The sequence below is a fragment of the Arthrobacter sp. GCM10027362 genome, from assembly GCF_042679445.1.
Classification (GTDB): Bacteria; Actinomycetota; Actinomycetes; order Actinomycetales; family Micrococcaceae; genus Crystallibacter.
The window spans coordinates 1-14,012 of record NZ_JBHTML010000105.1; the positions used below are offsets into that span (position 1 = coordinate 1).

Below are 14,012 nucleotides of genomic sequence, written 5' to 3' on the forward strand. Positions count from 1 at the left end.
GGCCCAGATCGTGGCGGTGCAGGCAGTGCCGCACCGCCTCGCGGGCCAGCCAGTAGCCGCTGCCCTCGTCCCCCAGCAGGTAGCCCCAGCCCCCGGCGCGCGCCTGCCGGCCGTGTTCGTCGATCCCCCAGACCACGGTCCCGGTGCCAACGATGACGGCGATGCCCGTGCGGGCCCGGCCGGCGGCGAGCACCAGCCGGGAATCGTGGACCACGTGGATGGCGGCCCCCGGCAGCAGCGGCGCGATCAGCGCACGCAGCGCCGCGGCGTCGTCGTCGGTATCGATGCCGCCGGCGCCGGCGAAAACCTCCTGCACGCCCTGCGCGCCCACAGTCCGGACGGCCTCCGCCACGGCGGCAGCGGCGGCGGCGCGGGATACGTTTTGCAGGTTGGCGCTGCCGGTCACGGCCTCGGCCGTGACGCGGCCGGCCTCAAGCCGGATGGCGTGGGTCTTGCTCCCGCCGATATCCAGTCCGAGGATGGTCCTGCCCGCGGGGGCATGGAGTGGGGCGCGAGGGTCCCGCTGTGGCGGCGAAGCCGACATTGTGGGAGCGCCCCACTCTCAGATGATGCCGAGGGCGAGCATGGCGTCGGCTACCTTCTTGAAACCGCTGATGTTGGCGCCGGCCACGTAGTTGCCCGGCAGGCCGTATTCCTCGGCCGTTGCGGCGCAGTCGTCGTGGATGCCGACCATGATTTCGGTCAGCCGCTGCTCGGTGTGTTCGAAGCTCCAGGCATCCCGGCTGGCGTTCTGCTGCATTTCCAGCGCCGAGGTGGCCACGCCGCCGGCGTTGGCGGCCTTGCCCGGACCGAAGAGCACCCCGGCCTCGTGCAACATGGCGGTGGCTTCGGCGGTGCACGGCATATTCGCGCCCTCGGCCACGGCGACGAGGCCGGATTCGATCAGCTTGGCGGCGTGCTTGTCGTCCAGTTCGTTCTGCGTGGCGCAGGGCAGGGCGACGGTGGCGTTGACGTCCCAGACCGAGCCGTCGGCCACGTAGGCGACCGCGGACCCGCGGCGCTCGGCGTACTCGGAGATCCGGCCACGCTCGACTTCCTTGATCCGGCGCAGCAGCTCGACGTCGATGCCGGCCTCGTCCACGATGTAGCCGCTGGAATCCGAGGCCGCGACGACGACGGCGCCGAGGGCCTGGGCCTTGGCGATGGCGTTGATGGCCACGTTGCCGGAGCCGGAGACCACCACACGCTGGCCGTCGAAGCTGGCGCCCTTGGTTTTGAGCATTTCCTGGGCGAACAGCACCACTCCGTAGCCGGTGGCCTCCGGGCGCACCAGCGAACCGCCCCAGCCGATGCCCTTGCCGGTGAGCACGCCCGACTCATAGCGGTTGGTGATGCGCTTGTACTGGCCGAAGAGGTAGCCGATTTCACGGCCGCCCACCCCGATGTCACCGGCGGGCACGTCCGTGTACTCGCCGATGTGCCGGTACAGCTCGGTCATGAAGGACTGGCAGAAGCGCATGACCTCCGCATCGGACTTGCCGCGCGGATCGAAGTCGGCACCGCCCTTGCCGCCGCCGATCGGCATGCCGGTCAGGGCGTTCTTGAAGATCTGCTCGAACCCGAGGAACTTGACGATGCCCAGGTAGACGGAGGGGTGGAAGCGCAGCCCGCCCTTATAGGGGCCGAGCGCGGAGTTGAATTCCACCCGGAAACCGCGGTTGATCTGCACGTTGCCGGCGTCGTCGACCCACGGGACGCGGAAGATGATCTGGCGCTCCGGCTCGCAGACGCGCTGCAGAATGGCGGCGTCGGTGTATTCGGGGTGCTTGCCCGAGAGCGGGGCAAGGCTTTCGAAGACCTCGTTGACGGCCTGGTGGAATTCGAGTTCCCCCGGATTCCGGCGGAAAACTTCATCCCTGATGGCGAGCAGCTGAGCATCCATGGTGCGGGCACCTTCCTGACTGGTCCGAATGAAAATTGCCTGACGTCCAGGCGTTCCTCGAACCTCGGAGCGCCTGCCGTCCCGGCAACTTCATTGGTGCCCGTAAAAGGGAACCACACTCCGTGGGAAGTTGGAAACATGGCCGAAACATGCCGCCGGAAGTACGTAACCGTGAGGTCAGCTTTTCCTGCGGCGCCGCAGCGGCGGCAGATTGGGCAGGTTCGGTTTCGACAGGTGGGCCAGGAAGTCCGCGGCCCGGTTCGCGGCCCGGTCGGCGGCCTGGCCGAGCGTGCGGGCACGCGCTGCCGGAGACGGCGGGTCACCGGCCGGGACCAGCACCGCCGCGGGCTCCGGGGCGTGCCCGCCGGCCGTACCGCGGTCCAGGCCGAAGGCCGCAATCCAGGCGGCCACGTCCTCGAGCGGTGCGGACACCAGCGAATAGAAGCGCTTCTGCCCCTGGGCCCGCATCGACACGAGCCCGGCTTCGCGCAGGACCTTCAGGTGCTTGGAAACCGTCGGCTGGCTGACCTCCAGCTCGTCCACCAGTTCGCCCACCGCCTTGTCGCTCTCGCACAGGGACCGGAGGATTTGGCGCCGGGTGGACTCGGCAATTACCGCAAAGACATCATCGATGGCCATCCCATTACCCTAACCGCATATATCGGCCCGGGCATGACGGCGCGCCCGGCAGGCTTCAGTCGAACCAGGGATCGAGTCCGTAGTACGGGAAGACTTCCTTGCGCGTGGCCATCACGGTCCGGTCAACGCCGTCGTTCGGGTCGTAGCCCACCTCCCACGAGCGCCACCACAGCTCGGCGCCGTCGCCCATGCGGAGCGGGCCTTCCTGGCCGTAGCGCTCCCGGAGGTAATGCCGCCAGGCCGGCGGCACCTCGGCCTCCAGCGGGATCGGCGCCCCGGAGGCGACGGCGAGCAGGTGCGTCCAGGACCGCGGCACCACGTTGTAGACGTCGTAGCCGCCGCCGCCGGTGGCCAGCCAGCGGTCCCCGGACACCTCCCGGACCAGGCCGGCCACATCCAGCATCATCTGCCGCTGGGCGTCCACGCTCAGGCGCAGGCTGCTGAGCATGTCCCGGGCATGCCCGTCACAGCCGTGCTGGCTGACAACCACCTCGGGTTTGAAGGCGCGGGCGAGCTGGGGAACCACGGCGTGGAAGGCGCGCATCCAGGCCGCATCGCCTGTCCGCGGCGGAACGGCCACATTGACTGCACTGCCCAGGGCCGCCGGGCCCCCGACCTCGTTGGCATACCCGGTACCGGGGAAGAGGTACATGCCCGTTTCATGCAGGGAAATGGTCAGCACCCTGGGCTCGTCCCAGAAGATATTCTGCGTCCCGTCCCCATGGTGCGCGTCCATGTCGAGGTACAGAACCCGTTCCACGCCCTTGTCCAGCAGGTGCCGGATGGCCAGGGCGCAGTCGTTGTAGATGCAGAAGCCGCTGGCCCGGTCCCGGGCGGCATGGTGCATCCCGCCGGCGAAGTTCACCGCGTGCAGGGCCGCCCCGCTGAGGATGGCCTCCGCCGCCTGCAGGCTGGCACCGGCCAGCCGCGCGCTGGCTTCGTGCATGCCGGCAAAGGCCGGATCGTCCTCCGTGCCGAGCCCGCGGTCCTCGTCCGGGACGTCGGGGTGCTCGCTGACCCGGCGGACCGCCGCCACGTAGGCGGCGTCGTGCACCGTCTCCAGTTCCCGGTCGGTGGCGACCTTCGACGGTTCCACCGTCACGTTCTCCCGGGCAAACAGGCCGAACCCGTCAGCCAGCCGGGCCGTCAGGTCCAGCCGCACCGGGTTCATCGGATGATTCGCGCCGAAGTTGTAGGCCAGCATCGACTCGTCCCACACAACGTGCGTGGGCGGACCGGAGCGCGGGTTGGCTGACATCCCTTTCAGGCTACGCGATATGAGGCCGGGGACACATTCGGCATCCGCCGGGGGCGTAATAAGTGATTTACTGGCCCCATGACGAAGTACCAGCCGACCTGGCTGCCGGATCAGCGGCGTGGGCGGCCGTCATTGCTGGCAGCCGCGCGCGATTTCGTGGACAGTGTGGCCAACAGTTCGCCCGCCCGCCTGGCCCTGTTCGTCTACACCGGCGTCATCCTGGTCTTCGCCGCCATCCTGGCCCTGCCCGCCTCGGCCGCCGACGGCAGGATGACGGTCCTGCACGACGCCTTCTTCACCGCGGTCTCGGCTGTCTGCGTTACCGGGCTGACGGTGGTCTCCACCGCCGAGCACTGGTCCGGCTTCGGCCAGGTGGTCATCCTGCTGGGCATCTTCATCGGCGGCCTGGGTACGTTGACGCTGGCCTCGCTGCTGACCCTGGCCGTCAGCAAGCGGCTCGGGGTCCGCGGCAAGCTGATCGCCCAGGAGGCGCTGAGCAACGCCGGCCGGCTCGGCGAGGTGGGCACGCTGCTGCGCATCGTCATTACCACCTCGGTGGTCATCGAGGTGATCCTGGCCCTGGCCCTGATTCCCCGGTTCATCATCCTGGGCGAACCCTTGGGGCAGGCCGTCTGGCACGGCGTCTTCTACTCCATTTCGGCTTTCAACAACGCCGGGTTCACCCCGCACTCGAACGGCCTGGTGCCGTACGAAACGGACGAATGGATCCTGTTCCCGCTTATGGCCGGCGGCTTCCTGGGCAGCCTGGGCTTCCCGGTGGTCATGATCCTGCTGGAACGCGGCTGGCGGTACCGGAACTGGAACCTGCACACCAAGCTGACCATCGAGGTGTCCCTGATCCTGATGGCGGCCGGGGCACTGGCCTGGGGCGCCATGGAATGGACCAATCCGCGCACCATCGGCGGGCTGGGTGTGTGGGACAAGACCATCCATGCGCTGTTCGCCTCCGTCATGACCCGCTCGCTGGGCTTCAACCTGGTGGACATGAACAACATGGAACCCAGCACCATGCTGCTCACCGACGCGCTGATGTTCGCCGGCGGCGGGTCCGCCTCGACCGCCGGCGGTATCAAGGTGACCACCATCGCCATCGTCTTCCTGGCCATCGTCGCCGAGGCCCGCGGCGACAACGACGTGAAGGTCCACGGCCGCACCATTCCCGCCAGCGCCATGCGGGTGGCCATCTCCGTGATCGTCGCGGGCGCCACCTGGGTGGCGGTGGGCGCGGGCGTGCTGCTGGCGATGACCGGCGCCAGCCTGGACCGGGTGCTGTTCGAGGTGATTTCGGCCTTCGCCACCGTGGGGCTGAGCACCAATATCAGCGCCGAAGCCCCGCCGGAGGGCAAGTACGTGCTGGCGGTGCTGATGTTCGCCGGCCGCGTAGGTACCATTACTCTTGCTTCCGCGCTGGCGCTGCGCGAGCGGCGCCAGCTGTACCACTTCCCCGAAGAGAGGCCGATCATTGGCTGACAAGTCTTCTGCCAACGGGCGCCCTGCCCACAACGCCCCGGTCCTGGTGATCGGGCTGGGCCGCTTCGGCTCGGCCACCGCGGAGCAGCTGGTGAAGCAGGGCCGCGAGGTCCTGGCGATCGAGCGGGATCCCGGGCTGGTGCAGAAATGGTCCGGTGTGCTCACCCACGTGGTGGAGGCCGATGCCACCAACATCGACGCGCTGCGCCAGCTCGGCGCGCAGGACTTTTCATCGGCCGTGGTGGGGGTGGGCACCTCGATCGAGTCCTCGGTGCTGATCACCGTGAACCTGGTGGACCTGGGGATCGAGCACCTGTGGGTGAAGGCCATCACTCCCTCGCACGGCAAGATCCTGACCCGGATCGGAGCCAACCACGTGATCTACCCGGAAGCGGATGCCGGGCGCCGGGCCGCCCACCTGATCGGCGGCCGGATGCTGGACTTCATCGAGTTCGACGACGGCTTCGCCATCGTCAAGATGTACCCGCCGAAGGAAACCCAGGGCTTCACCCTCGGGGAATCGGCGGTGCGGGCCAAGTACGGGGTCACGGTGGTGGGGGTGAAGTCCCCCGGCGAGGACTTCACCTATGCCCGGCCCGAAACCAAGGTCTCCAGCCGGGACATGCTGATCGTTTCCGGCCACGTGGACCTGCTGGAGCGGTTCGCGGCCAGGCCGTAGCGGCCGGGACGGCGAAGCCGACACCGCGGGAGCGCCCCACTCTCTAGCTGAGTTCGCGCGAGATTTCCGCTGCGCGGGCCGCGGCGGCCCGGGCCCCGGCGGCGATGATGGCAGGCAGCACCGCGGCGTCGAAGGCGGCGATGGCGCGTTCGGTGGTGCCGTTCGGGCTGGTTACGGCCTTGCGCAGGGCCGCCGGATCCGCGTCTTCCCGGGCCAGCATCAGGCCCGCCCCGGCCACGGTTTCCCGGGCCAGCGTCAGGGCCAGGTCCGCGTCCAGCCCGAGTTCGGTGCCGGCGGCGGCCATGGCCTCGGCCAGGTAGAAAGCGTAGGCCGGCCCGGAGCCGCTGATCGCCGAGACGGCGTCGAGCTGCTCCTCGGGCACGAAGACCACCTTTCCGGCGCCGGCGAAGACGGCTGCAGCCGCCTCCAGCTGCGCGTCCGTGACGCCGCCTCCGCGCGACAGACCGACCGCGCCGCGCCCCACCTTCAGCGGCGTGTTCGGCATGCTGCGCACCAGCGGCTGCCCGGCGGGCAGTGCCGCCTGCATGGCGGCGATGGTCACCGCAGCGGCAACGCTGACGACGACGGTTTCCTGCCCCAGGGCCGGGGAAATGCTGCGGCACAGGGCGGTAATGCCGGCAGGCTTGACGCCGAGCACGGCCACCGACGCTCCGGCCACCGCTTTGCTGTTGGCCTCCGGATCCTCGTTTTCCGCCAGCACCGTCAGCCCCGGATAACGGCGCCGCAGTTCTTCGGCCCGTTCGGGCCGGCGGACGGTGGCGGTAACGTTTCCAGCCGGGGTCCCGGCGGCCAGCAGGCCGGCCAGGACGGCCTCGTTCATGGAACCGCAGCCGAGGAAGGAGATCCGGCCGGAAGCGGGCGGGGAAGAAGATGCAGTGGTGTCAGCGTTCATAGCTGCCATTGAATCACGGCGTGCGGTTGCTCCGGCCCGGCGCAAAACTCCCAGCCTACTGTCAGGTGGTTAAGGGCGATATCTCAAATTCGGTACGTAGGGTCGTTGTTACCTCATAAAGGTGCGAGTGATTACGGATCAGGCTTTCTGGTCTGGTCCGGGTGCCGGCGAGTAGCGGATGTCTCCCCCAACCATCCGCCTGGCTCGCCGGCACCTTCTCGTTTAACGCCGGTGCCCCCGACGTGCCGGGGCAGACCAGCCGAAGTGGTGCGCGGGGCGCCGCCGGGCAGGAGCACCTAGTTGTCGCTGAGTTCGATATTGCTGTGGCCCAGGTGCCGGCGGGCGAAGTCCAGCGTCTCCCCCAGCAGTTCCTCGCGCTCGCCCGCCCCCTTGGCCTTGCGCGTGCTCACTTCGGCCACCACCACCCCGTCCCAGCCGGTCTCCGCCAGGTGCTGCAGCGACTCCGCGCAGCGCTGCTGGCCGTGGCCCGGGACCAGGTGGTCGTCCCAGCTGCCGCCGAAACCGTCGGTGAGGTGGACGTGCCGGAGCCTGTCCCCGATCAGCCGGATTTCCTCCAGGGAGTCCACCCCCGCGGATGCCGCATGGGAGAAGTCCCACGTGATGTACTCGTAGTCGAACGGCCGCGGGTCCCAGTGCGGCAGGTAGGCCTTGGCCTCCCGGCCGCGCACCTTCCAGGGGTACATGTTCTCCACCGCAATGGTGACGCCGAAGTCCTCCATGACCTCCCGGATGCCGGAGGCAAAGTTCTCGGCATAGCCGCTCTGCCACCGGAAGGGCGGGTGGACCACCACGGTGGAGGCCTCCAGTTCGGCAGCCATCGCGGCGGACATCATGATCTTGTTCCACGCCTTGCCCCAGACCTGCTGGGTCAGCAGCAGCGTCGGGGCGTGGACGGCCACGATCGGCTGCTGGTAGCGCTCGCGCAGGGTCTTCAGGGCGTCGGGGTTCTGCGAATCGTGGTTGTTGGTCACCATGACTTCGACGCCGTCGTAGCCAAGATCCTGGGCCACGGCGAAGGCATCGTGGACGGCCAGCGGGTAGACGGACGCGCTGGAGAGCGCCACCGGGATCCGGTGGTCCGGGCCCTCCTCGGTCCTGCCTGCCCCGGCCGGGGTCATCGCGCCGCGCTTCCCGCCGCCTGGGGCAGCGGCACCGGCCGCAGGGCGTTCCGGACCGGCCCGGTGCCCACCGGCCTGAGGTGGTTATCGCTGTCGAAGAGCAGATGGTCGAAGCGCTTGAGGATCAGCCCCTCGCGCAGGGCCCAGGGGCAGATCTGCAGGACCTCCACCTTGAACAGTTCCATGGCGGTGTGGGCCACCATTGCGCCCGCGAGCAGCTGCGGGGCCCGGATCGCGGAGACACCGGGCAGGTTGACCCGGTCCGCCACCGGCATTGCGGCCAGCCGGTGCGTCCACAAATACAGATCGCGGCGGCGCAGCTCGCGGCGCACGTACGGGCCCGCGGCGGACGGCGCGGCACCGGTAATCCGGGCCAGCGAACGGAAGGTCTTGGAAGTGCCCACGGTCAGGTCCGGCCGTCCGGCGCCGTCGAACTCGGCGATGGCGGTTTCCAAGGTCGCGCGGATGTAGTCGTGCGCCTCGCGCATGCTCTTGGCACTGGGCAGCTCCCCCGGCAGCCAGTCCCGGGTCAGCCGGCCGGCCCCCAGCGGCACCGAGGTCGCGACGTCGGGCTGCTCGTCGTGGCCGATCGCCATTTCGAACGAACCGCCGCCGATGTCCAGGTCCAGGATGGTGCCGGCGCCCCAACCGTACCAGCGGCGCACCGCCACCAGCGTCATGGCCGCCTCCTGCGGCCCGGTCAGCTCTTCCAGCACCACTCCGGTCTCCTGCTGCACGCGCGCAAGCACCTCGCTGCCGTTGGCCGCCTCGCGGATGGCCGAGGTGCAGAAGGCGAGCATGTCCTCGGCCCGGTGCAGGCCGGCGAAGTCCCGCGCTTCGCGCACGAAGTCGATCAGTTCCTGCTGGCCTTCTTCACTGATCCTGCCCTCGCCGTCCAGGTACGCCACGAGCGAGAGCGGGCGCTTGTGCGAGGCGAACGGAGCCGGGCGTGCCCCGGGATGGGCATCGACCAGCAGCAGATGAACGGTATTGGAGCCGATGTCGAGTACGCCCAGACGCATGCTCTTATTATGTCGGTACCGGCAGGTGCGGAGCCAAACCGCGGGCCGTGTCCGGGACCCGGCGGGAGCCGGACACGCCGGAGGCCGGCGGTCCCCCCGCCGGCCTCCGGAACACCTGCCTATTTTGCCGCCGCCGCCTTGCGCCGGACCGGTTTCTTGGCCGGGCCCTTGGCGCGCTTTTCGGCCAGCAGCTCGATGGCCTGCTCCCGGGTCAGGTCCTCGATGCTCGTCGAACGCGGCACCGTGATATTCGTTACACCGTCCGTGATGTAGGGGCCGAAGCGCCCGTCCTTGACCACGATCTTCTTCTCCGAGACCGGATCGACGCCGAACTCGGCCAGCGGTGCGGCCGCGGTGCGCCCGCCCCGCGTCTTCGGCTGCGAGTAGATCTCCTTCGCCTGCTCGAGGGTGATCGTGAAGATCTCCTCCTCCGACCCGATGGAGCGCGAATCCGTGCCCTTCTTCAGGTACGGACCGAAGCGGCCGTTCTGCACGGTGATTTCCTGGCCGTCGTCATCGGTGCCGAGCACGCGCGGCAGGCTCATCAGCTTCAGCGCGTCCTCCAGGGTCACGGTGTCCACGGACATGGACTTGAACAGCGAGCCGGTGCGCGGCTTGACCTTGGCGGGCTTCTTCGGCGGCTTGGGCTTGCCGTTCTTGTAGTACTCCACCGGCTGCGCGGCCAGTTCCTCCTCGGTGGGCTCCTGGATAACCTCCGTGACGTACGCTCCGTAACGCCCGTCGCGGGCCACGATGGTCCGCCCGGTTTCCGGGTCCTGGCCCAGCACCCGTTCACCCGGGCCCTGGGTTTCCATCAGTTCCACGGCTTTCGCGGGCGTCAGTTCGTCCGGCGCCAGGTCCTCCGGGACATTGGCCCGCTGCGGTTCGGCGTCGTCCCCGCCGGCACGCTCCAGGTACGGGCCGAACTTGCCCACGCGCAGGGTGATGCCCTCGGCGATGTCGATCGAGTTGACCACCCGGGGGTCGATTTCGCCCAGGTCGTTGACCACCGTCTGCAGTCCGGTTTCCTTCCGGTCCCCGTAGTAGAAGTCGTTCAGCCAGTCCACCCGGCGGGCCTCGCCGTTGGCGATCCGGTCCAGGCCCTCCTCAAGCTCGGCCGTGAAGTCGTAGTCCACATAGTCACTGAAATGGTCCTCCAGCAGCTTCACCACGGAGAAGGCGATCCAGCTGGGCACCAGGGCGGAACCGCGCTTGCGGATGTAGCCGCGGTCCATGATCGTCGAGATCGTGGTCGCATAGGTGGACGGCCGGCCGATGCCGCGCTCTTCGAGGGTGGCCACCAGCGACGCTTCGGTATAGCGCGGCGGCGGGGAAGTCTCGTGCCCGACGGCGGTGACCTCCTGGGGCGCCAGCCGGTCGCCTTCGTCCAGGCTCGGCAGCCGGCCGCCCTGGGCGTCGTCCTCGTCGTCGCGGGCCGCGTCCCTGCCCTCCTCGTAGGCGGCCAGGAAGCCCGGGAAGGTGATCACGGTGCCGGAGGCGGTGAAGACCGCGTCCCGCCCGTCCGCGGCCACGGCACCGAGACGCACGGTGGAGGTGGCGCCCTTGGCGTCGGCCATCTGGGAGGCGACGGTGCGCTTCCAGATCAGCTCGTACAGCCGGTACTCGTCATGGCCGAGCTTGCTGCGGACCTGCCCGGGGGTGCGGAAGGAGTCGCCGGCGGGACGGATGGCCTCGTGGGCTTCCTGGGCGTTCTTGTTCTTGCCCTTGTACACCCGGCGGGCCTGCGGCACGTACTCCGGCCCGTACAGCTCGGCGGCCTGCCGGCGGGCGGCGTTCACGGCCTGGTCGCTCAGCGCCGGCGAGTCGGTACGCATATAGGTGATGAAGCCGTTTTCATACAAACGCTGGGCCAGCTGCATGGTGGTCTTCGTCGAGAAGCCCAGCTTGCGGGCGGATTCCTGCTGCAGCGTGGAGGTGGTGAACGGCGCGGCCGGGCGGCGGGTGTAGGGCTTGTTCTCCACCGAACGCACGGCGAACGCGGCGCCGCCCAGGGCCTGGGCCAGGGCGGTGGCAGCGGCCTCGTCCAGGTGCACCGCACCGCGGGTCTTCAGCTGCCCGCGGTCGTCGAAGTCGCGCCCGCTGGCCACACGGGCCCCGTCCAGCTGCACCAGCTTCGCCTTGAAGGAGCCGCCCTTGGCGGCCTCGACCGGCTCGACGACGGCGAGCAGGTCCCAGTAGGACGCGGAGCGGAAGGCCATCCGCTCGCGCTCACGCTCGACCACCAGCCGGGTGGCCACCGACTGCACGCGCCCGGCGGACAGGCCGGCCTTGATCTTGCGCCAGAGCACCGGCGAAAGTTCGTAGCCGAACAGGCGGTCCACGATCCGGCGCGTTTCCTGCGCGTCCACCAGGTCCGTGTCGATGTCGCGCAGCTCGTTGAGCGCACGCCTGAGCGATTCCGGGGTGATTTCGGAAAAGGTCATCCGATGCACCGGGATCTTCGGCTTGAGCACCTCCAGCAGGTGCCAGGCGATCGCTTCGCCTTCGCGGTCGTCGTCGGTGGCCAGGTAGAGCTCGTCGGCGTCCTTGAGCATGGTCTTCAGCTCGGCCACGGTCTTCTTCTTTCCGGGCGAGACCACGTAGTAGGGCTCGAAGTCGTGCTCGATGTCGACGGCGAACTTGCCCACCGAGGACTTCTTCAGCTCGGCCGGCAGCTCCGAGGGCTGGGGCAGGTCGCGGATGTGGCCGACCGAGGCGGTCACCTCGAAGCCCTCGCCGAGATATCCCGCAATGGTCTTGCTCTTGGCAGGAGACTCGACGATTACGAGCTTCTTACCGGTCTTGTCGCGGGCCTTGGCTGGCACGGTTCTCCTACATCAAAGTTGTCGGGGGCGGTACTGCGCTGCCTCGCTCCCCCGTTGCACAGGGCAGTTACCAGCACAAGGTTAGCCGCAAGAACACCCGGATGCAGAAACCCGCATCCCCGGGACCGGGTGCAGCGGCCGCGGTCAGCCGGCCGCGTCCTCGTCCAGGTCCCCGGGCAGGAACGAGAAGACGTAGTACAGCTTCTCCGCCCCTTCGCCGCGGTTTTCCGGATTGGTGGTAGGGCTGTAGTCCAGCAGGATTTCGCCGATCCGGCGGCCCAGGTCCGCGCGCTGCTCGGCGGTCAGGTAGAACCGTCCGGTACTCAGCGCCGCCAGGTGGCCCTCCTGGCGCCAGGTGTCAGGATTCGGCGTCTGCTTGTCCCGCTTCACGTACTTGGCCAGGCGCGCCCGCAGGTCGTTGAGCTCCACATCCACCACGCCCATGGTGGCCGCCCGGCTGTCCGCCACCGAGGTCACGTCCAGGCGTCCGGCGGCGGCCTGCCAGTGCCGCTCGCGCCCGTCCCCCTGGTTGGCGCTGCGCTTGACGAAGCCCCATTTCTCCAAGGCGCGCAGGTGGTAGCTCATCGCGCTGGGGGTCAGGCCGTGCCGCTGGGCCAGTTCGGTGGCGGTGGCCGGCTGCTGGGTGTCGAACAGTTCCTCGATGACCTTCAGGCGCACCGCATGGGCCAGGGCGCGGATGGCCCGGGCATCGGAGATATTCACCCGGTCCCCAATGCCGGCCGGTCCGACTGCCGCGGAGGAGGGATCCGCCGGCCGTGCTGCTCTGTTGGTCATGGAAAATAAGTGTAGTGCGCCACACGCCGCGCCATGTCAAGTCCCGGCCGCCCCGTTATTCCGCCGGGACCAGGTAGCCATCCGCCACGAGGTTGCGCACCTGTTCCGTCAGCCGTGCGGCGAACTCCCCGCCGGGATCCTCCACCAGGGTTTCCAGCGCCGCCACCAGCCGGCCCACCGGCAGCTCGCCGTCGCTGGCGGAGACAAAGCCGGCCAGTTCGGAGCTCATCAGGCTGGTCCGGCGCAGCCCGGCGCCCTGGCGCAGCAGGATCACGCCGGGGTGCTCCGCCCCGGGCCGCTGATGCCGTTCTTCGGTGACGTCCGGGGCGGGGTGCAGGTGCTGCTGCGCAAAGTCCGCCGCGTGGACCCGCAGCCAGTCATGGCGTTCGACGGCGGCGGCCAGGTGGGGGCCGATGGGCTGCTCGATGGGGTAGGTGATTTCCTCGAACCGGCGCAGCAGGGTCCCCGCATCCTCCGCCGCGCGGCGCAGCCAGATCATGCCGAAGCCGATGCCGGCCACCTGCCGCGAGGCGAAATCCTCCAGGTAGGCCGCATAGGCCCGTTCGTAGTGCTCCGTGTCCCGGTTCTCCGCGGCATCGCGCAGCCAGGTCTCGGCATACTGGGCCGGGCTGAGCCGCTCCCGCTGGATGATCCAGGCCTCGGTGCCCTCGGACAGCCAGCCCTCGATCCGGCGCTGCCACGGCTCCTCCGTCCCGTCTTCGGCGCAGCGGATTTCCCAGTTGCCCAGCAGCTGGGCCGTGCCGCCGGGCACCAGGACCTCCGGCATCCGCGCCACGAGCCGGGCGACGATGTCGTCCCCGGGCAGGCCGGCGTCGCGGTAGGTGAACCGGCCCGCTGCGGTTTCGGACGCCGACCGCGGCGTGATCACGAAGGGAGGGTTGGACACCACCAGGTCGAAGCGCTCCCCTGCCACCGGCTCCAGCAGCGACCCCAGCCGCAGGCTGACCCGGTCCTGCAGCCGTTCCGGGTCCAGGCCCAGCGGTCCGGCGTTGAGCAGCAGGTTGAAGCGGGCGAAGGCCAGCGCCCGGGCCGAGATGTCCGTGGCCGTCACGTGCCGGGCGTGGCCAAGCAGGTGGAAGACCTGGATCCCGCAGCCGGTGCCCAGGTCCAGGGCGCGCTCCACGGGGGTCCGGATGGTCAGCTGGGCCAGGGTCAGCGAGGCCTGGCCGATCCCGAGCACGTGGTCGTGCCGCAGGACCCCCGGCCGCTGCCGGGCGCCGAGGTCGCTGGCCACCCACAGCTGAAGGTCCTCGCTGGCATACGGGCGCAGGTCCCCCGCCGCGCCCAGCAGCCCGCCTGCGGGCTCCACCAGGCCCAGCGCCCGCAG

At 69.3% G+C, this 14,012-nt stretch carries 12 protein-coding genes; 2 read left to right on the top strand and 10 right to left on the bottom strand.

The annotated features are described in order from the left end of the window. From ACFQ36_RS14450 to ACFQ36_RS14465, 4 genes are all read right to left on the bottom strand, one after another. Positions 1-544, bottom strand: a 544-nt coding sequence (locus tag ACFQ36_RS14450) for an N-acetylglucosamine kinase (protein ID WP_377014746.1), incomplete at its 3' end; no start/stop codon positions are given. 18 nt (positions 545-562) lie between these two features. After that, complete coding sequence (gdhA, locus tag ACFQ36_RS14455; RefSeq protein WP_377014748.1) at positions 563-1,903, bottom strand: NADP-specific glutamate dehydrogenase; 1,341 nt, start codon at positions 1,901-1,903, stop codon at positions 563-565. Between the two features lie 177 nt (positions 1,904-2,080). Then, complete coding sequence (locus tag ACFQ36_RS14460) at positions 2,081-2,542, bottom strand: ArsR/SmtB family transcription factor (protein WP_377014750.1); 462 nt, start codon at positions 2,540-2,542, stop codon at positions 2,081-2,083. A 55-nt stretch (positions 2,543-2,597) separates the two neighbouring features. Next, positions 2,598-3,800: an acetoin utilization protein AcuC gene (locus ACFQ36_RS14465; protein ID WP_377014752.1), complete on the bottom strand. Its 1,203-nt coding sequence runs from the start codon at positions 3,798-3,800 to the stop codon at positions 2,598-2,600. A 78-nt stretch (positions 3,801-3,878) separates the two neighbouring features. Here ACFQ36_RS14465 and ACFQ36_RS14470 point away from each other — a divergent pair, with 78 nt between their 5' ends. Both ACFQ36_RS14470 and ACFQ36_RS14475 read left to right on the top strand, forming a co-directional pair. Then, complete coding sequence (locus ACFQ36_RS14470) at positions 3,879-5,291, top strand: TrkH family potassium uptake protein (protein ID WP_377014754.1); 1,413 nt, start codon at positions 3,879-3,881, stop codon at positions 5,289-5,291. Then, on the top strand, positions 5,284-5,970 hold the full coding sequence (locus tag ACFQ36_RS14475) for a potassium channel family protein (RefSeq protein WP_377014756.1): 687 nt from the start codon (positions 5,284-5,286) through the stop codon (positions 5,968-5,970). Before ACFQ36_RS14470 ends, ACFQ36_RS14475 begins: the two co-directional genes overlap by 8 nt. Before the next feature lie 43 nt (positions 5,971-6,013). On the opposite strand, the gene proC is transcribed toward ACFQ36_RS14475, so the two are convergent. From proC to ACFQ36_RS14505, 6 genes are all read right to left on the bottom strand, one after another. Continuing rightward, the gene (proC, locus tag ACFQ36_RS14480; RefSeq protein WP_377014758.1) at positions 6,014-6,883 is read right to left on the bottom strand and encodes a pyrroline-5-carboxylate reductase; all 870 of its coding nucleotides are present in this window, start codon (positions 6,881-6,883) and stop codon (positions 6,014-6,016) included. 296 nt (positions 6,884-7,179) lie between these two features. Then, positions 7,180-8,022: a sugar phosphate isomerase/epimerase family protein gene (locus tag ACFQ36_RS14485; RefSeq protein ID WP_377014760.1), complete on the bottom strand. Its 843-nt coding sequence runs from the start codon at positions 8,020-8,022 to the stop codon at positions 7,180-7,182. Beyond that, entirely contained in the window at positions 8,019-9,044 is a 1,026-nt protein-coding gene (locus ACFQ36_RS14490) for a Ppx/GppA phosphatase family protein (protein ID WP_377014762.1), read from the bottom strand. Before ACFQ36_RS14490 ends, ACFQ36_RS14485 begins: the two co-directional genes overlap by 4 nt. A gap of 119 nt (positions 9,045-9,163) precedes the next feature. Continuing rightward, entirely contained in the window at positions 9,164-11,869 is a 2,706-nt protein-coding gene (gene topA, locus ACFQ36_RS14495) for a type I DNA topoisomerase (RefSeq protein WP_377014764.1), read from the bottom strand. 144 nt (positions 11,870-12,013) lie between these two features. Beyond that, complete coding sequence (locus tag ACFQ36_RS14500) at positions 12,014-12,664, bottom strand: ArsR/SmtB family transcription factor (RefSeq protein WP_377014766.1); 651 nt, start codon at positions 12,662-12,664, stop codon at positions 12,014-12,016. A 55-nt stretch (positions 12,665-12,719) separates the two neighbouring features. Then, positions 12,720-14,012: methyltransferase (locus ACFQ36_RS14505; RefSeq protein ID WP_377014768.1), on the bottom strand; the 1,293-nt coding region annotated here is incomplete at its 5' end.